The organism is Streptomyces sp. F001, assembly GCF_004187715.1.
Lineage (GTDB): Bacteria > Actinomycetota > Actinomycetes > Streptomycetales > Streptomycetaceae > Streptomyces > Streptomyces flavusporus.
In genome coordinates this window covers 611,578-635,239 of sequence record NZ_QZWF01000003.1, presented here as the reverse complement: position 1 = coordinate 635,239, position 23,662 = coordinate 611,578, and the positions used below count along the sequence as shown (strand labels likewise).

At 71.7% G+C, this 23,662-nt stretch carries 16 protein-coding genes and 1 pseudogene; 13 read left to right on the top strand and 4 right to left on the bottom strand.

Annotated features, from left to right (window positions below):
• Positions 1 to 7 precede the first annotated feature (7 nt).
• The 4 genes from StrepF001_RS16190 to StrepF001_RS16175 all read left to right on the top strand — a co-directional run bounded on the left by StrepF001_RS16190 (position 8) and on the right by StrepF001_RS16175 (position 5,488).
• On the top strand, positions 8 to 1,069 hold the full coding sequence (locus StrepF001_RS16190; protein ID WP_129798935.1) for a hypothetical protein: 1,062 nt from the start codon (positions 8 to 10) through the stop codon (positions 1,067 to 1,069).
• 96 nt (positions 1,070 to 1,165) lie between these two features.
• Positions 1,166 to 1,507, top strand: coding sequence for a hypothetical protein (locus StrepF001_RS16185; RefSeq protein WP_240797517.1), 342 nt, complete (start codon positions 1,166 to 1,168; stop codon positions 1,505 to 1,507).
• A 4-nt stretch (positions 1,508 to 1,511) separates the two neighbouring features.
• Complete coding sequence (locus StrepF001_RS16180; RefSeq protein WP_129798933.1) at positions 1,512 to 4,133, top strand: caspase family protein; 2,622 nt, start codon at positions 1,512 to 1,514, stop codon at positions 4,131 to 4,133.
• Positions 4,133 to 5,488, top strand: a complete 1,356-nt coding sequence (locus StrepF001_RS16175; RefSeq protein WP_129798932.1) for an extracellular solute-binding protein — start codon at positions 4,133 to 4,135, stop codon at positions 5,486 to 5,488. Before StrepF001_RS16180 ends, StrepF001_RS16175 begins: the two co-directional genes overlap by 1 nt.
• 93 nt (positions 5,489 to 5,581) lie before the next feature.
• On the opposite strand, the gene StrepF001_RS16170 is transcribed toward StrepF001_RS16175, so the two are convergent.
• Both StrepF001_RS16170 and StrepF001_RS16165 read right to left on the bottom strand, forming a co-directional pair.
• Positions 5,582 to 6,238 (bottom strand): maleylpyruvate isomerase N-terminal domain-containing protein, encoded by a 657-nt coding sequence (locus StrepF001_RS16170; RefSeq protein ID WP_129799127.1) that lies wholly within the window; start codon positions 6,236 to 6,238, stop codon positions 5,582 to 5,584.
• A gap of 45 nt (positions 6,239 to 6,283) precedes the next feature.
• On the bottom strand, positions 6,284 to 7,507 hold the full coding sequence (locus StrepF001_RS16165) for a PP2C family protein-serine/threonine phosphatase (RefSeq protein WP_240797516.1): 1,224 nt from the start codon (positions 7,505 to 7,507) through the stop codon (positions 6,284 to 6,286).
• Positions 7,508 to 7,632: 125 nt separating this feature from the next.
• Here StrepF001_RS16165 and StrepF001_RS16160 point away from each other — a divergent pair, with 125 nt between their 5' ends.
• Positions 7,633 to 8,073, top strand: a complete 441-nt coding sequence (locus StrepF001_RS16160) for a hypothetical protein (RefSeq protein WP_129798930.1) — start codon at positions 7,633 to 7,635, stop codon at positions 8,071 to 8,073.
• 226 nt (positions 8,074 to 8,299) lie between these two features.
• Positions 8,300 to 9,289 (top strand): hypothetical protein, encoded by a 990-nt coding sequence (locus StrepF001_RS16155; RefSeq protein ID WP_240797515.1) that lies wholly within the window; start codon positions 8,300 to 8,302, stop codon positions 9,287 to 9,289.
• Here the strand turns inward: StrepF001_RS16155 and StrepF001_RS16150 are convergent.
• Positions 9,195 to 10,514: a PLP-dependent aminotransferase family protein gene (locus StrepF001_RS16150; protein ID WP_129798929.1), complete on the bottom strand. Its 1,320-nt coding sequence runs from the start codon at positions 10,512 to 10,514 to the stop codon at positions 9,195 to 9,197. The genes StrepF001_RS16155 and StrepF001_RS16150 overlap by 95 nt on opposite strands.
• Before the next feature lie 76 nt (positions 10,515 to 10,590).
• On the opposite strand from StrepF001_RS16150, the gene StrepF001_RS16145 reads away from it, so the two are divergent.
• The gene (locus StrepF001_RS16145) at positions 10,591 to 11,391 is read left to right on the top strand and encodes an alpha/beta hydrolase (protein WP_129798928.1); all 801 of its coding nucleotides are present in this window, start codon (positions 10,591 to 10,593) and stop codon (positions 11,389 to 11,391) included.
• A gap of 21 nt (positions 11,392 to 11,412) precedes the next feature.
• Complete coding sequence (locus StrepF001_RS16140) at positions 11,413 to 13,356, top strand: FUSC family protein (protein ID WP_129798927.1); 1,944 nt, start codon at positions 11,413 to 11,415, stop codon at positions 13,354 to 13,356.
• A 206-nt stretch (positions 13,357 to 13,562) separates the two neighbouring features.
• Here StrepF001_RS16140 and StrepF001_RS16135 read toward each other — a convergent pair whose 3' ends face one another.
• Positions 13,563 to 15,629 carry a PhoX family protein gene (locus StrepF001_RS16135; RefSeq protein WP_129798926.1) on the bottom strand — a complete coding sequence of 689 codons (2,067 nt, stop codon included), beginning with the start codon at positions 15,627 to 15,629 and terminating at the stop codon, positions 13,563 to 13,565.
• A gap of 281 nt (positions 15,630 to 15,910) precedes the next feature.
• On the opposite strand from StrepF001_RS16135, the pseudogene StrepF001_RS47925 reads away from it, so the two are divergent.
• The 5 genes and pseudogenes from StrepF001_RS47925 to StrepF001_RS16105 all read left to right on the top strand — a co-directional run bounded on the left by StrepF001_RS47925 (position 15,911) and on the right by StrepF001_RS16105 (position 23,638).
• Positions 15,911 to 17,694: pseudogene (locus StrepF001_RS47925) on the top strand (VWA domain-containing protein).
• Positions 17,695 to 17,849: 155 nt separating this feature from the next.
• A complete protein-coding gene (gene metG, locus StrepF001_RS16120) occupies positions 17,850 to 19,565 on the top strand; it encodes a methionine--tRNA ligase (protein WP_129798924.1) in 1,716 nt (571 codons plus the stop codon).
• Between the two features lie 406 nt (positions 19,566 to 19,971).
• On the top strand, positions 19,972 to 20,928 hold the full coding sequence (locus tag StrepF001_RS16115; protein WP_206306869.1) for a hypothetical protein: 957 nt from the start codon (positions 19,972 to 19,974) through the stop codon (positions 20,926 to 20,928).
• 216 nt (positions 20,929 to 21,144) lie between these two features.
• Complete coding sequence (locus StrepF001_RS16110; RefSeq protein ID WP_129798923.1) at positions 21,145 to 21,510, top strand: PH domain-containing protein; 366 nt, start codon at positions 21,145 to 21,147, stop codon at positions 21,508 to 21,510.
• 112 nt (positions 21,511 to 21,622) lie between these two features.
• Entirely contained in the window at positions 21,623 to 23,638 is a 2,016-nt protein-coding gene (locus tag StrepF001_RS16105) for a pentapeptide repeat-containing protein (RefSeq protein ID WP_129798922.1), read from the top strand.
• The last annotated feature ends 24 nt before the right edge of the window (positions 23,639 to 23,662 follow it).

Here is a 23,662-nt window from a genome sequence, read left to right as displayed (position 1 = left end):
AGGGACCATGCCGGGGACCGTGTTGTTGGTGGCCGGTTCGCCTGTGGGCAAGGGGCGGCTGGTGGACGCGGCGGGGGTGCTTCCTGTGCTGGCGGCTGTGGCGCCGGGTGTGCTGGCGGGTGCGGAGACCGCGAACGTCGTCGAGCTGGCCGACCCGTTGGAGCCGCAGGCCGTGCTGACGCGGTTGCGGGCGGCCGCGGCGGCGCCGGGGCCGTTGACCGTGTACGTGACCGGGCAGATCCAGCTGGACCGGCGGCAGCGGTTGCCGCATCTGGCGTTGGCGCGTACGACGCCGGCCACCGTGCGGTACACGGGGTTTCCCTGGCACTGGTTCCGGGAGGAGCTGCGGCTGCGGGCGCCGGGGACGACGACGCTGTTCCTCGATCTGCACGCGGACGCGGAGAGCTGGGAGCTGTTGCGCTCGGTGCCGCTGGACTGTGGGCGGGAGAGCGCCGTGTACGGCAGGATCGCGCCCCCGCCGCACCGGCGGTCGCTGGGCGGACCCTCGTACATGAAGGCCGTCGCGACGATCCTGCGCAGCGGGCACCGGCCGCCGCTGGACCAGCTGCACCAGCAGGCACTGAGCCGGATCACCGGTGAGGACGTCGGCATCGTGCTGGCCGCGCAGCCGCCGGCCGTGAGCGATCCGCACGCCGCCGTCTCCGCCGCGGTCCGGGCCGGCCGGCACGCGGATGCGGACGGGCTGGCCGCGCGGTGGGAGCAGGCGGCCGTACGGGCACACGGTGCCGCCTCCGAGGAGGCGCTGCACTGGACGGAGGTGCGGGCGGATCTGGCGATGCTGGCGGGGGACGCAGCCCGCAGTTGCCGTACATGGCTCGAGGTGGCCGCCGCGCGGCTGGCCGCCGGACAGGCCGAGGACGCGCCCGCCGTGGAGGCGGCCGTGGACCGGGCCCACCACCAGTGGGGCGAGGTCCGTGATCCGGCGCGGGCCCGTGAACTCGGCGCGGCGCTGGCTCAGTTGCGCGGCCGGGTGCCCGGCCGGCGGGCCGGCGCCCTGGACCACGTACAGCAGCAGCTGCGGCGGCTTCAGCCGCAGGCACAGCACTGAGCGCCCGCGCGAACTGCCTGCGGAAGCCGCCGTCCGGACCCTCCCCGGTTCGCAACCACGGTGCCATGATGGTGAGTTATGGCTGAGGGGGATGGAGTGGCCGACCGAGTCATCCGGGTCCGCTTGGACGAGACCGCGACCGAGAGCGATGTCGGCGCGCTGCGCAAGTGGCTGGAACGGGAGCAACGGCTCGACGAGAAGGTGCGGGCGGGCGAGCTCCGGATCCATGAGCGGCGCCGTACGGACGAGTCCGGGGCCCCGATGGGCATCGCCATGGAGATCATCGTGGCGATGATCGGGGGATCCGCATCGGTCGCGCTGAACCAGTTGGTGGTGCAGGTCGCGCATGCCGTGGAGGCGTGGCGGGAGAACCGCCGCGAGGTCGAGGACGGTGATCCGCCCGAGGCCAGCGTGGACCCCGTGGACCTCGACGGGTAGGCCGGTGACCCGTTTCGATCCGCGCGGGCGGGTGAACCGGGCACTGCTGGTGGGTGTCTCCACGTACGACTTCACGGAGCCGCCGCACGGTGTGCCGGGTGATCTGCCGGCCGTCGAGGAGAACCTGAACCGGCTGCGCGAGGTGCTGTCCCGGGGCGGGGTCTTCGGCGAGCACCAGATCACCGTCGCCCGGTCGCCGTCCCTGGACGACTTCGAGCGTGAACTGCGTACGGCCGCCGAGGAGGCCGAGGGGCTGCTCCTGCTGTACTTCGCCGGGCACGGCGCGATTCCCAGCGCGGGCGACGAGCTGTTCCTGCAGATGCGCAACGCGAGCGTGATCCCGGGCGGGCATGCCGTCTTCCCCGGCGCGGAGATGTTCACGACCATGCTGACCTGGCTCGCCAGCAGCCCGGCCGAGCGGATCGTGGTGATCCTCGACTGCTGCTTCGCGGGCAACGCGGCCTGGATCTGGGAGACCTTCCGGGACAAACGCCGTGTGCTGCTGCTGATGAGCGTGCAGGCCAACCACCGTATCGACGCGGGCGACGCGGTCACGCCCACGCCGTTCACCGGGGAGCTGCTGCAACTCCTGGGCAGAAAGGGCGAGTTGGGTTTCCGTCAGGTCTCGGACGCGCTCCGGGCCCGGATGGCCGCGGGCCGCCACGAGACGCTGCGCGGCGAGCCGTGGACCCCGCAGAGCCGGGCGGAACCCGAGGAGGACGTGCTGCTGTCGGCCCGCGGGGACGGGGTCGATCAGGGGGCCTGGAGCGTCTGGGCGGCCTGGCGGGCCGGTGACGACGGGGAGCACGGTTCGCAGCGACCCCTGCTGCTGCGGCTGCTCCCCGCCCGGGCCGTCCGCCTGCGGTGGCCCCGGCCGGCCCGCATCCCGGTGCGCCCGGGTCGGCGCCGCGCGCGCGGCCTGGCCCGGCGGGCCCGTGTCTGGCTCGGCGTCCTGGCCGCCCTCGCCGCCCTGGGCCTCGGCTCGTACCGCCTCCTCGGTCTGGTCGGCGGACCCGGCGACTGTGCGCCGCCCCTCGAGTTACGCGTCCTGACCGACCCGGACCTGGAGGCGACCGTCGGTGCCGCGGCCGACGCGTATCTGACGTCGGACGCGAACACCACCGGCGACGGCTGCCGGCGCAGCGGCATCACCGTCTACAGCGCGGGCTCCGCCGACGCGGTCACCGCGCTGCGCCGCGATTCCGGCGCCTGGCACGAACCGCGCGAGAACCTCAACCCGCAGCGTGACATCGGCCCGCAGCCGGACATCTGGATCCCCGCCACACCGGCGGACGTCGCCCGGGTCACCACCGGCCAGGACACGGACGCGCTCGCCCTTCTGGAGCCGGACAACCGGGCGTTCGCGTACTCCCCCATCGTGCTGGCCGTGCCCCGCCGGCTCGGCGTCCTCTCCCTGGACGAGCGGGCAGGACCCACGCTCTCCGAGATGATCGGCGCCCTGCGCGAGCGGGACGACCGTGCCGAAGTGCGCCGCCCCGACCCGGAGTTCGCGGACAGTGCGCTGCTCGCCACGACGGCCCTGTACGGCACGCCCGGTGCCGATCCGAGCCGCGTCGAGCAGGAGATCGCCCCGGCGGGACCGCCCGCCCGCACGGCCGCCGACCTGCTGTGCGCGCTGCCGGACGACAAGGCCGTGGACAACCGCACCGCGGCCCTGGTGCCGGAGTTCCTGATGAAGAGCGGCGTCGGCTGCGACCGTACGACCCGCACTCCGCGGCTCGCCCAGTACCCCGGCGACGTACCGGGCCTGGAGCCCGTGTTCGTCCGGGTCCGCTGGCAGGGCGCCGACCTCGACCGGGACGTGCGCGACACCGCGGCCGACGACTTCCGGGAGTGGTTCACCGGGGAGGGCGGACGCGCCGCCTTCGCCGAGCACGGTTTCCGCGCCGCTGCCACCGGTGACCGCGCCCTGCTGGACACGGGCGGCACGGTCCCCGAGGGAGTGCTGCGGGCTCCCTCCCCGCTCGTCGAGTCCGCGGGGCGGGACGCGATGGAGACGGCGCTGAGGAAGTACCGCGACGCCCGCGGGCCGGGCCGCGTCCTGTTCCTGCTCGACAGCTCCGGTTCGATGGCGTCGCTGTGGAAGGGGGCCAGCGGCGGCCCCGGCCTGCTGAAGCAGTCGCTGGGCGGACTCGGCGAGCAGGACGAGTACGGCGTGTGGGCGGTGGCGGACACCGACGGCAACACGCCGTACGACACCCTGCTGCCCTTCGGCCACCACACCCGCAAGGACGCCGAGCGCTCCATCGACGGCCGGGCCCGGGTACGGGACGCCGAGGCCGACCCGTACGCCGCCCTGCTCGCCGCCCTCGACGACATGGCCGGGCGGGGCGCCGACGACGACCGTCCCCAGCTGATCGTCCACATCACCGACGACGAGGACGCCGACCGGCTGACCGGCGCCCGCCTCGACGACCTGCTGAACAGAGCAGAGTCGGCGAAGGTGCCGATCGCCGTGGTGTCGCTGGCCGGCGGCGGCTGCGCCGCGGGCGAGCCGGGCGCCCGGATCTCCGCCGTGAGCGGCGGCCGCTGTCTGGACGCCGACGACGAACTCGGCGCGGGCCTGAGCGACGAGGTCGCGCGCACCGGAACGGGGGAGGACTGATGGCCCGACGGCTCGCCGCCCTGCTGGCCCTCCTGCTGCTCGCCGCGTGCACCGGCGGCGGGAACGGCACCGACGCCGCGCCCTCCCCCGAGGTGCCCGGCGACATCGTGGTGGCCAGCGGCCGGGACGTCACCGGCAAGAACGGCATCCGCCAGCAGCTGATCGACGTGTGGAACCGGCAGCAGGAGCAGGACAACACCGGCTTCCGCGCCCGCCTGGTGGAACTCCCCGGCAGCGCCGACGAACAGCGCAGCCAGCTCCTCGGCGCCCTCCAGTCCGGCAGCGCCACCTACGACGTGGTCAACCTCGACGTGACCTGGGTGCCGGAGTTCGCCGCCGCCGGCCTGGTCCGCCCGCTGCCCGACAAGGTGATCGACCCCGACGTCATCGAGTCCGTCGCCGGCACCGCCCGCTGGGACGACAAGGTGTACGCGGCCCCGTTCAACAGCGACGTCGGACTGCTCTACTACCGCCGCGACCACCTCAAGGACGGCGGCGTACAGCGCACCGACCTGAGTGGCGGCCTGGACTGGCGGGAGCTGGAGGAGCTGGTCGACACCCTGGACGAGCATCCGCCCGAGGGCTACGAGAAGGGCTGGACCACCCAGCTCGCCGCGTACGAGGGCCGGACCGTCAACGCCGTCGAGGCTTTCGCGTCCGCCGTGCCGGACCTCACGCTCACCGACGACGACGGCCACTACAACGCCACCGTCGCCCAGCTGACGCAGGGCATCGGGGAGCTGCGCCTGCGCACCCAGACGCCGTACCTGCTCCAGGACGCCGTCCACTCCGACGAGGCGGCGACGCTCGGCGACTTCGCCGACGGCCGCACCACGTTCCTGCGGCACTGGCCGTACGCGTACCGCACCCTGCACCAGTCGTTCACCGACGAGCAGCTCGGGGTGGCCCCGCTGCCCGACCGGGCGGTGCTCGGCGGCCAGAACCTCGCGGTGACCGCGGCCTCGCAGCGGTCGGCGAAGGCGGTCGAGCTGATCAGGTTCCTCACCGGCAAGGAAAGCGAACGCTGCCTGCTGGACGCGGGGTTCGCGGCGACACGGGAGTCGGCGTACACGGACGACGCCGTACGGTGCACCGCCGCACCCACGTCTGTCTCCCCGTCCGGCGAGAGCGCCGACCGCATGCCCCGCGACCCGGCCGGCCGCCCCGCCTATGCCCGCCGCATCCTGCTCCCGGCCCTGCAGAGCGCCGTACAGCGGCCGCGCACCGCGCTGTACGGAGCGTTCACACAGACGTTCACCGCGCAGCTGGGCGCGCTGTTCGGCGACAACCCGCCGAGCGACACGGCGCTGGCGACGAGCCTGGACGAGGCGCTGAAGAAGGCGCTGCCGGACTGAGCTCGGGCATGCACGAGGCCGCCGGCGGCACCCCGCCGGCGCCGGGCTGCGCGCCCCACCCCGCGCCGGCTCCAACGCCGGTCAGCCAGACACTCACCCAAGGACGAGCGGGATCCTGACAGCCAGCTCACCCAGCTCCGCCTCCTCCGCCTCACTCGGCGCACGCCGCCCCGTACCGACCAGCAACGCATCCTCATCGGAGAACGACACGGGGAACGGGCCCCCGGCGATCTTCTCCAGCATCGCGCGCGACCGAGCCAGCCCCTCCACGGAGGGTCCCGCCACATGCGAAAGGTGCGCGACCAGGTCGAGGTGGTGCAGCGTCCACTCCAGGACGTACGCGGAGAGGTAGTCGCCCGCGGTGAGGACCACGTCGCGGGTGCCGACCCGCAGCTCCGGGTCGGCGAGCTCGGCGGCCCGCCCGGCGGCGGAGCCGACGTCGTCGAGGTGGAACTTCAGCAGCCACAGCTCCTCGTACGCCGCGGCCAGCCGGACGATCAGCGCGTCGAGCGGGTCGTCACCGGTCGGCGGCGTTTCGGCAACCTCCCAGTAGGTCACAGCGTCGCGGGTCGGTTCCGTTTCGGCGGGGGTCACGAGGGTGATCAGGACGTCCTGCGCGTCGATGATCAGGTGGCACACCAGGTCCCGTACGAGCCAGCCGGTACAGCCGGACGGCCGTGCGAAGTCCTCGTCCGCGAGCCCGGCGACCGCCGCGCGCAACGCTGTCCACGAGCGGGAGAAGAGATCCACATCGGCAAGGTAGTGCGGCGCCGGAACGGCGAACAAGCGCTTCCCCTACAGCCGCCGCACCGCAAACACCGTCGTGTCGTCCGCCAGATGCCCACCGCTGTGCCGCAGCACGCCGTCCCGCACGAACACCACCAACCTCCGCGGCCGAACCCCCCGCGCGTCCGCCGCAAGCATCCGTGTCACCTCCTCGGCCAGCGGATAGAACTCCCCGCCGGCGTTCCGAGCCTCCGTCACCCCGTCCGTCGTCACCAGCAATGTCTCCCCGCCCGCCAGCGGAAACCGCCGCACGGAGGGCAGCAAGTCGCCATCCGACGCACCAGACGCCCCCGACCTTCCCGGCGCCCCCGACGACACGAGCTCACCGAGCCCCAGCGGCAACCCGTCCCCCACCGGCAGCACCCGCACCCCACCCGGCCCGGCAACCAACGGCGGCTCATGCCCGAAGTTCATGACATCCACCGCATCCCCCACCTCCGCCGGAAACCCCAGCAGCACCGCCGTGGCGAACCGGTCCCCGTCCGTGCGCCCCAGCGCGGACATGTGCTCCCGATGCCGTCGCATCCGCACCTCCAGCCGCTCGGCGACCGTCCGCAGCTCCCGCTCGTGATACCCGGCCTCCCGGAACGTGCCGAGCAGCGCCGCCGCCGCCTCCACCGCCCCCAGCCCTTTGCCCTGCACGTCCCCGACCAGGACCCGCGTGCCGTGGAGCCCGGGCTGGATGTCGTAGAAGTCGCCCCCGACCCGCGCGTCGACGTCCGCGGCGAGATACACCGCCGCATGGTCGAGCCCGCCCCACGGCACCGGCAGCGGACGCAGCACGGTCCGCCGGGTCGTCTCGGCGATGTCCCGCATCCGCCCCATGTGCGCCTCCCCGCGCACCCGCACCGCACACGCCAGCACGGCCAGCACACCGCCGATCGCGACCAGGATGAAGTCGGGCAGCCCGGCCAGGAACTCGTCCGGCCAGGCGCTGTCCAGGACGAGGTACGTCACGAGCGCCAGCGCCCCGAACATCGCCGTGGTCCACACCCCGCAGATCGCGGCGGCGATCCCGGGCACCAGCACACTCCAGGAAATGATCCGGAACTCCTCGCTGATGTAGTCGACCACCGCGATCCCGGCGAGCAGCAGCAGCGGCGGCACCCAGGCAACGCTGCGTCCCCGCACTCGTAGCATCTGCTGCCGGTGCAGCACATCTCGGCGCCGGGCCCGGGGATACCGGTCGAGCAGCCGCTCACCCCCGCCGCCGACCACGCTCACGGGGTCCATGGGCCCCAGCGAAACACGGCCCCGCGCCCCTCGCATCCCCTCCCAGCCGCGTCGACCGGCCGACTTGCCAGGGGTCGGCCCGAGGTGTGCCCTGGAAGGCGGGGCGAGGAGAGAGGAGTGCTCTCATGGCTCATGCGGCACCCGCGTCCGGCGTCACGACCCAAGCCGCCGGTACACCCGACATCTTCAGCGCGCGCACCCACAGGACCACCAAATGGGCCGTGCCCGTCGTGCTCGGGCTCGTCTACGGCTACTGGGCCGCGGCCAACCAGCGCGACGGCGGACCCATCACCGGCTGGAACCTGCTGCTCGGTTTCGTCGCCGCGCTCGTGTTCGCCGTGGTGTACTTCGCGCTGCTCCAACTGGGGCCGCGTATGAAGCGGGAAGTGCACGCGCTGGCGTGGACGTCCTTCGCCGGTATCGCGTTCGGCTTCCTGTACAGCCAGACCGGCGCGACCGTGCTGCGCTCGACGGGGATGGCGCTGGCGGTCGCGGCGACCGTGTTCGTCATCCTGTTCTACCGCTACTACACGCGTGAGGACGCCGAGGGCCACCGGGTCTCCTGAACGGAGCCCCGGACGTCTCCTGACGGCACCCCGGACATGACGCGTGGACCCCGGCACGGTGGCCGGGGTCCACGCTTCTCCCTCATCCCTCCACTCACCGGACGGCGCGGAGCCAGACCCAGCCGCCCGGAGAGGTTCCGGAAGTGTTCCCCACCACCAGGAAACACCCGTTCGGGTGAGCCCTCCACCGGAGAGCGGAATCCCCAGCTCCGCGAAGGGGTCGGAGATGCACCCGATTGCAGTTGCCCCGCTCGCCCCGCCCGCGCCCAGGCCGTTGCCTGAAAGGGTGTCGTCCCGGTCCGTACGTTTCCTCCGCCTCCGCAGCGCCCTGTCGGCGGCGCTGATCGCGTTGTGCTGCCTGGTGGTCCCGTGCGCGGCGCTGGCGGCCTGGGCTGCGTACGGGCTGGCCGACACCGGCCGCTACGCCCGCACGATGGCGCCACTGGCCACCGATCCGGCGGTCCGGGAAGCGGTCGCGGACACCGTCGGGGACGAGGTGCTGCACGAGGTCGGTGTGGGCGCGCAGGCGGGCGCCATGGGGCCGTTCGTGCAGGACGCGGTGCGCTCGTTCACCCAGACCGAGGCCTTCCGGGCCGGCTGGGACGCGGCGATGCGGGCCACCCACACCGCCGTGCTCCGCGCCCTGCGCGAGGACGACGGCCGCACCGGCGCGGTCACGGTCGACCTGGCGCCCGTCACGACCCGGATCAAACACGAACTCGCCGCCGACAACGTGCTGCTGGCCCGCCACATCCCGGTCCGGCACACCCAGGTCGCCATCCTCCCGGCAAAGGAGCTGGACGGGCTCCGGAAGGGTTACCACGTGCTGGAAGTCGCCGCCCTCTGGCTGCCGGTCGGCGCGGTCGTGTTCGCCGTCGCCGGTATCGCCCTCGCGACCTGTCGCCGCCGCGCGGTCACCGCGACCGGCCTCGGCACGGCCCTCGGCGGCGCGCTGCTCGGCGTGGCCGTCGCGATCGGCCGGCACATCACGCTGGCCGGCCTGCCCGCCGAGGTCTCCCGGCCGGCCGCGGGGGCGGTCTACGACGCGCTCACCGGGACCCTGCGCACGGTCTCCTGGCTGCTGCTCGCGCTGGGCCTGACGGTGGCCCTCGGCGCCTGGCTCACCGGCCGGGACGGCCCCGTGCGGCAACGCCGGCGAGCGTCCGCAGCGCCCGGTCGAGCTCCGGCTCAGCCGCCGAGGCGAGCCCGAGCCTGACGGCGTCCGGCGTACGGCCGGGGTCGACGGCGAAGGCGGGGCCCGGGGTGACGGCGACGCCTTGTGCCGCGGCAGCCGCGGTGAAGGTGTCCGCCCGCCACGGCGGGGGCAGCTCCCACCAGGCGTAGTAGGCGTGCGGGTCGGTGCGTACGGCGAAGTCCCGCAGGTGCCGGCGTACGAGGTGCTGCCGCCGTTCGGCGTCCGCGCGTTTCGCCGCGACCAGCCGCTCGACGGTCCCGTCCCCGATCCACCGCACGGCCGCCTCCAGCGCGAACCGCCCCGCACTCCACCCGCCGGAGCGGATGGCGCCCGCCACCGCGTCCACCCGGTCCGGCGGCACGACGAGGAAGCCGACGGTGAGCCCGGGGGCGACCCGCTTGGAGAGACCGTCGACGACGTGGGTGAGACGGGGGGCGTGGACGGACAGGGGTGGCTCGGGGCGCAGGAAGGACCAGATGCGGTCCTCGACGATCGGTATCTCCAGGTCGGCGGCGGTGCGGGCGAGTTGGCGTCTCCTCTGGTCGCTCATGGTGACCGAGGTCGGGTTGTGCAGCGTCGGCTGGACGTAGAGGGCGGACAGGGGTGCGCTGTGGTGGGCGGCGGCCAGCGCGTCCGGGCGCAGCCCGTCGTCGTCCGTGGCGAGCGGGACGAGGGTGAGGCCGAGCCGGGCGGCGATCTCCTTCACCAGCGGGTACGTCAGCGCCTCGACGCCGACGCGGCCGCCCGGCCGGACCAGGGAGGCGAGGGCGGCGGCGATCGACTGGCGGGCGTTGCCGGTGAAGAGCAGCCGGGCGGGGTCGGGGCAGCCGAGGAGAGCGGCGGCCGCTTCGCGGGCGGCGGCGTTGCCGGTGGCGGCAGCCGGACGGAGGGCTTCCGTCAGGGCGTCCGGGCGGAGGAGAGGGGTGAGGGCGGGGGTGAGAAGTTCGGACTGGCCGGGCGCGGACGGGTAGTTGAGCTCCAGGTTGACGGGCGCGGTGGTCGCGGGCTCGGCGAGGGCCCGTCCGCCCGGTGCGGGCGGGGCGGCGCGGACGAAGGTGCCACGCCCGACCTCGCCCACGACCAGTCCCCGGCGCACCAGTTCGCCGTACACCCGCCCCGCGGTCGACGGGGCGATCCCGCGCCGTCGTGCGAACGCCCGCTGCGGGGGCAGCCGTTGCCCCGGCCGGAGCCGGCCGGCGGCGATGTCGTCGGCGATGCGGTCGGCGAGCCGCACGTAGTCGTCCACAAGTCCCCCTGTCGGATTGCACCGAGGGCAAAGATCTTATTGCACCGAGGAGTTGGGGCGGCCTAGGGTCGAGCACATGGCACCCTTCCTTGCATACGAGGACAAAGGCACCGATTCCTCCTTGGTTCCGCTTGTTCTCGTCCACGGCCATCCCTTCGACCGCACGATGTGGGCCCCGCAGATCGAGGCGTTCGCCCCCGCCCGCCGGGTCGTCGCCCCCGACCTGCGCGGCTACGGCGCATCGCCGGTGACCCCGGGCAGCACGCTCCTGTCGGAGTTCGCGCAGGACATCGGGGCGCTGCTGGACGAGCTGAAGGTGGAGTCCTGCGTGCTGGCCGGCCTGTCGATGGGCGGCCAGATCGCGATGGAGTGCTACCGCCAGTGGGGACCGGACCGCATCCGGGGCCTGGTCCTGGCGGACACCTTCCCCGCGGCGGAGACCCCTGAGGGCAGGCGCGCCCGCAACGCCATGGCGGACCGCCTCCTGCGCGAGGGCATGCGCGGCTACGCCGACGAGGTCCTGGAGAAGATGGTCGCCCCGTACGCGTCCGCCGAGGTCAAGGCCCACGTCCACCGCATGATGACCGGCACCCCGCCCGAGGGTGCCGCCGCGGCCCTGCGCGGGCGCGCCGAGCGCCCCGACTACCGCGAGCTGCTGACCCGCGTCACCGTCCCGGCCCTGGTCGTCGTCGGCGCGGACGACACGTACACGCCGGTCTCCGACGCCCGGGCCATGCACGCGGCTCTCCCCGACGCGACCCTCCACGTGATCGACTCGGCGGCCCACATGCCCAACCTGGAACGCCCCGAGGAGTTCGACAGAGCGCTGTCCGGGCTCCTGGCCCGCGTCGACCGTCGTCGGCTCGGGCACACCTGACCGGCGTGGCCATAATGGGCCATGCCCCGTGAGTTCCCCATCGGCCTCACACCCCCCGACTGGCTGGTACGGAACCTCCAACCGCAGCAGGCCCCCGTCAACTGGCCGGCCGTGGTCCGCGCCGCTGTCGCGATGGCGCTCCCCCTGGCCCTCGGGCTCGCAGTCGGCCGGCCCGCCTACGGCGCCCTCGCCTCCATGGGCGCCCTGTCCGGCGTCATCAGCGACACCGCGGACGCCTACCGCATGCGGATCCTCAACATCGCCGTACCGCAGCTCTTCGGCGCCCTCGGCGTGACCCTGGGCTCCCTCGTGTACGGCCACGGCTGGGTCGCCGTCGTCGTCGTCACCGGCGTGGCCCTCGTGTCCGGGATGATCTCGACGATCGGCGCGGTCGCCTCCGTGTCCGGGCTGCTCCTGCTGCTCAACGCCGTGATCGGGGCCGGGCTGCCGCTGCCGGGCGAATGGTGGCTGCCACCACTGCTGGTGTCCGGCGGCGGACTGCTCGTCCTCTTCCTCGCCCTGCTGTCCTGGCCCCTGCGCTCGGGGGTGCCGGAACGCACCGCCGTCGCGGACACCTACCGGGCCGTCGCCGACCTGCTCGCCACCTGCGGCGGCGACTCGGAGGTCACGTACGACGACGCACGGCACGACGCCACCCGGGCGCTCAACGAGTCGTACGACCTCGTCCTCGGCCACCGCACCCGCCACCACGGCCGCAGCCAGGATCTGACCCGGCTGGTCGCCCGGTTGAACGCCGTCACCCCGGTCATCGAGGCCGCCCCCGCCGCCCACCTGAGCGGCCGCCCGCTGCCACCGGAAGTACCGGACGCGGTACGCCGTCTCGCCGACGCCGTGGAGACGGGCTCGACCACGCCGGTGGAACTGCGCCTGCCCGTGCCGACCACCGAGACCGGCCGCGCCGTCGACCACGCCGTGCGGCACGCCGCCGATGTCGTCACGGCCCCGGACGTCGACCCCCACGGCATCGACGACCGCCTGGGCCGCCCGGCTGCCGTACGCATCCGCACTGCCCGGGCCGCCCGCACCGTCCTGCTGTCCGCCGGCTCCTGGCGCTACGGCCTGCGCCTCGCCCTGTGCATCGGCCTCGCCCAGACCCTCGTCTCGATCGTCCCGGTCCCGCGCTCCTACTGGGTCGCCCTGACCATCACCTTCGTCCTCAAGCCCGACTTCGGCTCGGTGTTCTCGCGGGCCCTGCTGCGTGCGCTCGGCACCGTCGCCGGGCTGGTCGTCGCGGCGGCGGTCCTGGCGGAGGTGCCCCGGGGCTGGTGGGACGTACCGGTGCTGCTCCTGCTCGCCCCGCTGATCCCGGCGCTCACCCCGCGCGGCTACGGCTACCAGACGGCCGCCATCACCCCGGTGATCCTTCTCCTGTCCGACGTCCTCAACCGCGAGGGCACGGACCTGCTCCTGCCCCGCCTGGTGGACTCCCTCATGGGCTGCACCATCGCGCTGGTCGTCGGCTACCTGCTCTGGCCGGAGAGCTGGCGCACCCGCGTCGGCGACCGCCTGGCCGACGCGGTGGCCGACACCGCCCGCTACGTGGAGGCCGCCTTCGGAGACACCACGGACCCCGCGGCCAGCGCCCGGATGCGCCGCCGCCTCTACCGCGACCTGTCCGGCATCCGTACGGAATTCCAGCGCGCGCTGACCGAACCGCCACCCATCGGCCGCCGGGCCGCCGCCTGGTGGCCGCTGGTCGTCGCCGTGGAGCGCATCGTGGACGCGACAACGGCGGCGCGGGTCCGCGTCGGCCACGGAGCCACGCCGCCGTCCCAGGCGGAGATCTGCCAGGTCGCCCTGCAACTGCGCGAGCTGTCCCAGGGCGTCCGCGAGGCCGAGGTCCTCCTACCGGTCCGCACCGACCTCACAGGCCCCTCGGGCAGCGTCCTGGAACCACTGCGCCAGGAGGTAGCAGCAGCAAGAGCCATCGCATCCCCACGCTGACAGCCTCAGCTGCGGGCAAGTCGTGCCTCCCCCAGTGCCTTAAGGGCCTGGGAGGTGCCCCCAGGGCGGCACGGGTGGGCGATGGGGGTCCCCCCGCTCATGGGGTCCCCCCCCCCGCGCGAGCGAAGCCGAGCATGGGGGAGGAGCCGAGAGTGGGGGAGGCACCCCGCCAGCGCCGGGCTGCGCACCCACCCCCGGCCACCAGGTCAGACGCCGATGTCGCACCCGTCCTCACGCCAAACCGCCACCACCGCCGGCCGCACGATCTTGCCCGGCCCGTCAGGCCACGCACTCGCCGGCTTCTCCACGGACGCCCCGTCCTTCTCCCCCGGATGCTGCACAGCAACCAGCACACGCCGCTCCTGAACCAGCGGCCCACAGGTCTCTGCCCCTATCGGCACGGTCAGGAACTGCTTCAGCTCGCCCCGCCGATCACCGCGCGTAGCCACACCGAACAGCCCGTCGTGCGACCCCAGCTGGTTGCCGTCGGTGGAGATCCACAGGTTGCCGTACCGGTCGAAGGCCACGTTGTCCGGGCAGGAGATCGGGCTGACCTGGTCCTTCGGGAACCCGGCGAAGTAGGTGGCCGGGTCGTTCGGGTCACCGGCGACGAGGAAGAGGCTCCAGGCGAACCTGGTGCTGTCGGCCCGGTTCCAGCGCTCGGTCAGCTCCAGGATCTGCCCGTGCTTGTTGGCGTTGCGCGGGTTGGCCTCGTCGGCCTTGGCGTTCGTACCGACACCGCGGTTGGTGTTGTTGGTGAGGGCGACATACACCTTGCCGGTGTGCGGGTTGGGCTCGACGTCCTCGGGCCGGTCCATCTTGGTCGCGCCGACCTTGTCACCGGCGAGCCGTGTGAAGACGAACACCTCCTCGGCGGTCATGCCCTCGACGTGGCTGACGGCACCGTCCGCGGTGGCGGTGGCCAGCGGAATCCACTCGCCGGAGCCGTCGAACTCGCCGTCGCCCGGAAGCTTGCCGGTGCCGTCGATCTCGATGGCCGGGGAGTCACCGGTCAGCTTGGCGACGTACAGCGTGCCCTCGTCGAGCAGCGAGAGATTGTGCTCCCGCACGGCCCGGCCCGACCCCTTCTTCATCCGCTTGCTGCCGACGAACTTGTAGAAGTAGTCGAAGCGCTCGTCGTCACCCGAGTAGACGACCGGCCGGCCGTCCTCCGTGAGCCGCACGGTCGCGCCCTCGTGCTTGAAGCGGCCCAGCGCGGTGCGCTTGCGGGGCGTGGAGTGGGGGTCGTACGGGTCGAGCTCGACGACGTAGCCGTGGCGGTGCACCTCGTTGGGCTCCTGCGCGACGTCGAAGCGCTTGTCGAAACGCTCCCACTTGCGCTCGGTGGCGCCGGTGCCGATGCCGTACCGCTTGTCCGTGGCACGGGACGCGTTGGCGAAGTACTGGTTGAAGTTCTCCTCGCCGTGCAGCGTGGTGCCCCACGGGGTGGTGCCGCCGGCGCAGTTGTTGAGGGTGCCGAGCACCTTGGTGCCGGTCGGGTCGGCGGAGGTCTTGAGAAGGTCGGAACCGGCGGCGGGCCCGGTGACCCGGAATTCCGTCGTGGCGGTGACCCGCCGGTTCAGCGGGTGCCGCGGTACGGGGGTGAGCTTGCCGGTACGGCGGTCGCCCTCGACGACGACGGCGGACAGGCCGTGCGCGGCCCAGGCGATCTCGACCTGCTCACGGGTCGGGTTGGCGGCGTCGTAGCCGCGGAACATCAGTACCTCGTCGGTGTACTCGTGGTTGGCGACGAGGATCTGCCGGTTCCACTCACCCGGGAGGGGGAGCAGCGCGAGGAAGTCGTTGTTGTATCCGAACTGACCGGCCTGTGCCTTCGCGGTCTGGTTCTCCGGGTCGAAGGCGGGCGCGCCGCGCAGGATGGGCTCGCCCCAGCGGATGACGACGTTCTGGTCGTAGCCCTCGGGGACGGTCACGACGTCGTCGGTGTTCGGCGCGACGGGCGTGAAGCGCAGGCCACGGGCGCCCTTGCTGCTCGGGCGGTGCCGACCGTCGGCGGTCGCGGCCTCGGCCTGCGGGGCGGCGGCGACGGTGGCCGCGGTGCCCGCGGCGGTGGCCGCGGTGACGACAGCGGCGGCACGCATCACGGTACGGCGGCTGAGGGCGCCGGCGATGACATCGCCTACGTACGGGTTGGCGGTGGTGTTCGGCACCTCGTGGAAACAGGCGTCACCACAGCGGAAACGGCACGTCAGGGCGGACCGGCCGCCAGGGTGTGAGTCGTTCGTTCTGATGATCGGCAGCAGATTGCGCACTTTTACTCCCCTTGCTTCCCCTTGAATCCAGCGTGACGGACGGTAGGAGCACGTTTGTGCGGGAGCGGGGCGACCGAATGAACGGAGCGTGAACTGGAGGTATCTGTAAGGAAGTTGCCGTGCTCGGGTGGACGTAACCCGCGAAAGTCTGGATGAAGACCTTGACCAGGGAGGGCACCGTCCGTCGCCCCTCCTCAAGATCCCCATCCGGGGCCGCTAACCTTACGTGTCCGTCCTGGCCAGGAATTAACGGGCATCAACTCACGCGAAGGGTTGCGAATATGGGCATTCTCACTCTCCTGCGGAACGCATTCGGCCGGTCACGCAAGGGGCGTCCCGCCGAGGCAGAGGGTGCGGAACAGGTACCCACGCAGCCCCGGACCGCCACCCCACAGCTCCCCGAACCCCGCCACGAACACGACCTGGTCTCGGCCGCCTTCGACAAGGTAACGGTCCCGGGTCCCGCGCGCCCGGCGAAGCCGGGGGATGCGGCGGCGGCCGACGAGCCGTCGGTGGCGGTCGAGCCGACCAAGCCGGTCGAGGCGGCGGAGGAGGCCGCGCCGGTTACCGCTGCGGAAGCACCGGCAGTGACTGAAGACGCGCCGGCGGCCGCTGCCGAGACCCCGGCGGTGGCTGAGAACGAACCCGTGACCGCTGCGGAGACCCCGGCGGCCGAGCAGGAGGCGACGGCGGACGCCGCCGAGGTGACTCCGGGGCTCGAGGAGCCGCCGGTTTCAGACGTTCCGGACCCGGCGGAGCCCCCGGTCGCCGAGCAGCCGACGGCAAAGGAAGAGCCGCCGGCAGAGGAAGCACCCGCGACCGAACCGCAGCCCGAGACAGAGCCGACGGCAGAGGAAGCACCGGCGACCGAGCCCGAGCCCGTGGCGGAGTCGGCCCCGGAGCCCGAGGCGGTCCTCGACACCGAAGCGACGCCGACCCCGGAAACCGAGCCCGAGGCCATCGTGCCCGAGCCGGACCCCACCCCGAACCCGGAGCCGGAGGCAGCAACCCAGGCCTCGGAGCCGAAGCCGGAAGCGACCCAGGAACCGGAGCCCACCCAGGCCCCGGAAGCAACCCAGGAACCGGAACCCACCCAGGCCCCGGAACCCACCCAGGCCCCGGAAGCAACCCAGGAACCGGAACCCACCCAGGCCCCGGAACCCACCCAGGCCCCGGAAGCAACCCAGGAACCGGAACCCACCCAGGCCCCGGAAGCAACCAGCAGCCCGAGCCGGCCCAGGAGCCGGAACCGCAGCCGGAACCGGACCCGACCCCGGAATCGAGCCCCCAGGCCGAGCAGCCCGCCTCCACCCCCGAACCCGCGGCCGCCGACGGCGAGGACGCCCCGCTGGGGCCACCCACCCGACAACGAAAGCCGCACGGGTGGTGCGGGTGGGAACGAAGACCCGGCCGAAGGCCGGGCGCCCGTCCCGCAACCCTCCGCATCGCCCACACCGCAGCCGCAACCACCCTCAAGGCCCACAACCTCACCCACACCACCGCCAGGATCTACCTCGTCCTCGACCGCTCCGCCTCCATGCGCCCGTACTACAAGGACGGCTCCGCCCAGGCCCTCGGCGAACAGACCCTCGCCCTCGCCGCCCACCTCGACCCGGAAGCCCCCGAGGCCAAGGTCCACGTCGTCTTCTTCTCCACGGAAGTGGACGGCACCGGCGAGCTCACCCTCACCGACCACGAGAACAAGATCGACACCCTCCACGCCGGCCTCGGCCGCATGGGCCGTACCAGCTACCACGCCGCCGTGGAAGAAGTCCTCACCCACTACGAAAAGTCCGGCACCGGCGACCCGGCCCTGGTGATCTTCCAGACGGACGGCGCCCCCGACGCCAAGACCCCCGCGACCCAGTCCCTCACGGCCGCCGCGAAGAGCCACCCGACCGTCTTCTTCTCCTTCGTCGCCTTCGGTGAGCACGACAACAAGGCCTTCGACTACCTCCGCAAGCTGAAGACCGACAACACGTCGTTCTTCCACGCGGGCCCCACCCCGAAGGAACTCACCGATACGGAGCTCTACGAGGGCGTCCTCGCAAACTGGCGCCCGTAAAGCCCCCCGTAACCGCGCAGCGAACCGGCCGCCCGCTTCCACCCCGTAAAACAGGAAGCGGGCGGCCCGCCCATGTCGGCTACGATTTCAAGGTTCCGAGACGACCAGAGAAACGACGATCGTCACCCCCTGTAAAAACCTGGGAGCAGCCCGCGATGGCTCGACACCTCATCACCAGCGCCCTTCCGTACATCAACGGGATCAAGCACCTGGGCAACATGGTGGGGTCCATGCTCCCGGCGGACGTGTACTCCCGCTACCTCCGCCAGCGCGGCCACGACGTCCTCTACATCTGCGCCACCGACGAGCACGGCACCCCCGCGGAACTGGCGGCCAAGGAGCAGGGCCTGCCGGTCGACGAGTTCTGCGCCCAGGCGCACGACGCCCAGAAGGCGGTCTACGACGGCTTCAACCTGGCCTTCGACTACTTCGGCCGCAGCTCCTCCCTCCAGAACCGTGAGATCACCCAGGAGATCGCCCGCGAGCTGAAGGCGAACGGCTTCATCGAGGAGCGGGCCATCCGCCAGGTGTACTCCAACGCCGACGGCCGTTTCCTCCCGGACCGCTACATCATCGGCACCTGCCCCCACTGCGGCTACGACAAGGCCCGCGGTGACCAGTGCGAGAACTGCACCCGCGTCCTGGACCCCACCGACCTCATCGACCCGCGCTCCGCGATCAGCGGCAGCAGCGACCTGGAGGTCCGCGAGACCAAGCACCTCTTCCTCCTGCAGTCGGCACTCGCCGGCGAGGTCGAGGCCTGGGTCGACGAGCGAGCCGACAACTGGCCCGTCCTCGCCTCCTCCATCGCCCGCAAGTGGCTCACCGAGGGCCTGCACGACCGCGCCATCACCCGCGACCTCGACTGGGGCGTCCCGGTCCCCGCGGACACCTGGCCGGACCTCGCGGCCGAGGGCAAGGTCTTCTACGTCTGGTTCGACGCCCCGATCGAGTACATCGGCGCGACGAAGGAGTGGGCGGACCAGGACCCGGAGAACCGCGACTGGCGCTCCTGGTGGTGGAAGTCGGACGCCGACGTCCGCTACACGCAGTTCATGGGCAAGGACAACGTCCCCTTCCACAGCGTGATGTTCCCGGCGACCCTGCTGGGCACCCGCGCCCCGTGGAAGAAGGTCGACGTCATCAAGGCCTTCAACTGGCTGAACTACTACGGCGGCAAGTTCTCCACCTCGCAGCAGCGAGGCGTCTTCACCCACGACGCCCTCGAAATCCTCCCCGCCGACTACTGGCGCTACTTCATGATGGCCAACGCCCCCGAGTCGGACGACGCGTCCTTCACCTGGGAGCACTTCACGGCCACGGTGAACAAGGACCTGGCGGACACCCTCGGCAACTTCGTCAACCGCGTCCTGTCCTTCTCGAAGAAGCGCTTCGGCGAAGAAGTCCCGGCGGGCGCGGAGCCCGGCGAGGCGGAGACGAAGCTCGGCGAGGAGATCGCACGCCTGCTCACCGAGTACGAGGAGCAGATGGAGGCCATCCAGTTCCGCAAGGCCGCGGCTGCGCTGCGCGCCCTGTGGTCGGCCGGCAACTCCTACCTGGAGGAGAAGGCCCCCTGGCTGGAGATCAAGACCAACCCGGAGGGCGCCGCCCTGACCCTCCGTACGGCGATGAACCTCATCCACCTCTACGCGGTGGTCTCGGAGCCCTTCATCCCGACCTCCTCGGCGGCCATGCGCTCGGCGTTCGACCTCAAGGACGACACAGCGGCCTGGGTCACCAAGGAGGAGGCGAAGTCCCTGACCTCCGTCCCCGCCGGCACCCCCTTCACCGTCCCGCCGGTCCTCTTCGCCAAGCTCACGGACGACGACCTGGCGGCGTACAAGGAGCGCTTCGGCGGCGAAGCCGAGTAAGACCGACCGAGCCGTAAACGACCTCCCGGGTGGCCTTGACCGCGGTGCTCACACACCGCGGCCAAGGCCACCAGTTTCTGTTTTCCACCCGGCGTCCGGAGAGTCATCCGGGCCAGGATTGGCGTCTCAGCGACCTGCCACCGAGGCGCTACGCCGCCCGGCCTCCTTCCCAGCCCACCGCCTCACCGCCCAGCCCCGGCTCTCCGCACCCACGGCTGCCTGAGAACCGGCCAGGCCTCGGCGTCCACTGGAGATCGACGAACGGCCGCGCTCACCCCTCCGGGTGAACATCGCCAACTGGGCTCCTCCCAAGCCGCGTTGCACTCCTACGCTCGACGGAGAACACACATGTGCATGTGCCAGAGGCAATGCCTTCCCGCGCCACCTCACCCTCACAGGAACCCGTATGGTCAGCTCGCCCCACGAGGCGATGCACCGCATCTTCCAGGAACACCCGGAGCTCTTCTCCCGGGTCTCCGAGGTGCTCGGCGTCGACTTCGCTCCGCCCACCTCGTTCACCGTCCTGCCCAACGACCTCACCGAGACCCGGCCGCTCGAACGCCGTGTCGACACCCTGCTGCGGTTCGACACGGAGGACGACGGGTCCTTCCTCCTCGCCGTCGAGTCCCAGGGCAAGAAGGACCCGGACAAGCCCGCCAGCTGGGCGTACGACGCCTCATACCTGCTCACCAAGTACCGGCTGCAGCCGATGCTGCTGGTCGTCTGCCAGGACCGCGCGACCGCCGAATGGGCAGCGCGACCGGTCTCCTTCGGCCCTCGCCAGTGGCCCCTGCTCACCCTGCGCCCGCTGGTCGCGGGACCGCACAACATGCCAGTGATCACCGACCCGGCCGAGGTCCGCAAGGACTTCGCGCTCGCCACACTGTCCGCGATCACCCACGCCACGGATCCGGACATCGGGGCCATACTCAAAGCAATGACCAACGCGCTGCGGGACACACCCGCAGACCTCGCCAACCCAATCATCGAACTCATCGCCCAAGGCATGGGCAAGTACCCAGCCGCTGCTCTCTGGAGGAAACTGGTGGCCGTGGACCTCTCTTTCTACAAGTCGTACCTCGCCGAAGAAGTCCGCGACGAAGTCCGGGCCGAAGTCCGCGACGAAGTCCAGGCCGAAGTCCGCGACGAAGTCCGGGCCGAAGTCCAGGCCGAAGTCCAGGCCAAGGGTCGGGCCGAGGCCCGGACCGAGGACATCCTGTTCATCTTGGAGCGGCGCGGCCTCGACGTCCCCGACGAGGCACGTGAACGCATCACCGCCTGCGACGACCTCGACATCCTGCGCCGCTGGCTCGAGCGAGCCCTCATCGCCTCCTCCGCCGACGAAATCTTCGCGGGTGAGTAGTCCCAGCACGCCAAGTCACAGTTCCGGAGAAGACACGGTCAGCTCTGACTCGCTCCCACTCCGGCCTGACCACGACATGCACGACACCTGACGCCCGCCCCACCACGTCCGAATGACCTGTTCCCGGCCTGTTACGGGCGACATCTGGACAAGCCGCGCCGAAGGTGAAGATCATGAGCCACTGCCAACAAGGCACACCATGTGGGGGGTCCACCAATGGCACTGTTCGGAAACGCACACAGCATCGACCCGGGGACGGCGCAGCAGGACTACGCGCGTCTGCTGGGCCAGGGGGAGCAGGTGCACGCCGCGTACCTGCTGATCCGTGACACCATCCTGTTCACCGACCGCCGTCTCATCCTGGTCGACAAGCAGGGCATCACCGGCAAGAAGGTGGAGTACCACTCCGTCCCGTACCGCAGCATCACCCACTTCGCGGTCGAGACCGCCGGCACCTTCGACCTCGACGCCGAACTGAAGATCTGGCTCTCCGGCTCGGCCACGCCGATCCAGAAGACCTTCACCAAGGGCGTCGACATCTACGAGGTCCAGGCGATACTCACGCAGTTCGTGGCCAAGTAGTCCCACTTCTGCCCGCCCGTCCGCGAAAAGCCACGCCTCGAGCGGGAGGCCACAGGCATACTCCACGTGGCACCGGTTCGAGGGCAGTGGTCGCGGGGGGCGGGCAAGCACGGTGGATTTCACGTCGTGGGCCGACTGGGTACGCGCCTTCCTGGGCGCGGTGTCGGCTTATGCCATGTCGATGCTGGCATGGCACCTGGCCGCGAAGGCTGCCGCCTTCAGCGATCCGCACCGTCTCACAGGGCGCCGCATCGTCCTCGTTCCGCGTCGCGCCGTCCGGCCGCGAACGGAGCAGATCCGTCGCCGGTTGCGCCCCACGCTGGCCCTGCGGCGGCATCAGGGGGTGGCCGGCGCGACACCGGCCGACCAGCTCCTACGCCGACTGGTGGAGGCGGACCGCTCCGAACGCATCCTGTGGGCAGGCCGTCAGGTGTGGTGCCGGGCAGTTCCGTTCACGCTGCTGTTGAGCGGTGTCATGCTCGGGACGTGGCTCGTCGTCCACGACTACGTCTACGACGGTCCGCTGGCGGCGATTCCCAGTCCCTCCGTCTACCTCGAACTGATCCTCGGCACGGACGGCTGGTACATCGAGGGCAACGACGGCTGCGCCTCATGGTCCCTGCTGGTGGGTTGCGAATCGGATCCCGAGCCATGGTGGAGCGGTGCCGGGGACGGGTTGCTCTTCGGGATCGCCTTGGCGTTACCCGTCGCCGCGTGGCGCATACGGCGGGCGGCGCTGCGGAGTTTCGACGCCTGGGCACGCCAGGAGCCTCCCCTGCTCGTCTGCCTGGGCGCGCTGACGGCCTGCCGTGACGCGCTGCGCCTGCCACCCCCGGAGGCGACTGTCCTCGACCTGCGCGTGGCCGAACTGCGCGCCGCGTTGACGGACTTCGCCCGGGAAGGCCTTCCGCTCGCTGCGGACCGGCGTACCGAGCTGGAGGAACACACCGCGCAGGTGGCCGAGAAGCTGGGGGAGGCCATGGGGCAGGTCCTGCGCGACGGGACCACGGCACTGCCCGCCCTCATTGCCCTGTTGGCCACCGTCCAGGACGGGCTGCACACCTCGCGGTGGTTCGTCCTGCTCGACCCCGCCCAACTCGGCTCCGCTCACCCGCCCCCCGGTCCGGCTCCCGCCCCCGCGCAGCCGGCTGCGGCCGCACCCGCCACCGATGCCGGTCGTTGGCAGCGCTACATGTGGATCGCCACCGCGATGCCGGCCATTCCGGCCCTGCTGGCACTCGGCTTCACCGCTGTGACGATCAGCCAGGCCAGCGAGAACCTCGGCCTCACCGAGCGTAGTCAAGTGGCCTCCACCTACAACGAGGCTGTCGACGGTCTGGGGGACGACTCCATGAACGTCAGGCTCAGCAGCGTCTACGCGCTGCAGCGCATCATGCGGGAGTCACCGAGTGAACAGTCGGCGATCGTCAAGATATTGACCGCCTACGTCAGGGAACACGCGAAGATGCCCAAGAAGGAGACGGCCGAGCGGCTGCGCAAGGATCCCAAGACACGCCCCGCCGAAGACGTGCAGGCAGCTCTCGACGTGCTGGGGTCACGGACGCAGAGTGTCGAGGGGGAGATGCCCATTGACCTGCGCGACACCTTCTTGGTGGGGGCCAATTTTTACGACATGAACTTCACCGACGCCGATCTGCGCGGCGCCGATCTGAGCCAGGCCGATCTGACGGAGGGCCAGTTCGACTACGTCTGGTTCAACAACGCACGCATGGAAGGAGCCCTTCTGAGCAACGGGAACTTCTACGATGCCGAATTCATCGAGACCGATCTCACCGGTGCTTGGCTGGACGGTGCGCATCTCGACTCCGCGGACCTGACGAGCGCCACCCTCGCCGACGCCATCGCCACGTACGAGGGCGCGGTCGCTGTGCTCGGTGAGGCCGACTTGACCGGCGCGAACCTGGCCGGTGCTGATATGTCGGGGGTTTACCTCGGGGGCGCCGACCTCGGCCAGGACGACGCCAAGGATCTCCCGGCGGCGACGGTCACCGACACCAACTTCACCGCCGCCGACCTCACCGGCGCCCGGCTCGACGGCGTCGACCGGAGGCCGGCCATCTGGACGGGAGCGGTTCTGCCGGAAGCGGTGTCGTCCCGGGCCGGCTGACAGGGGGCTCGCCTGCCATGACGG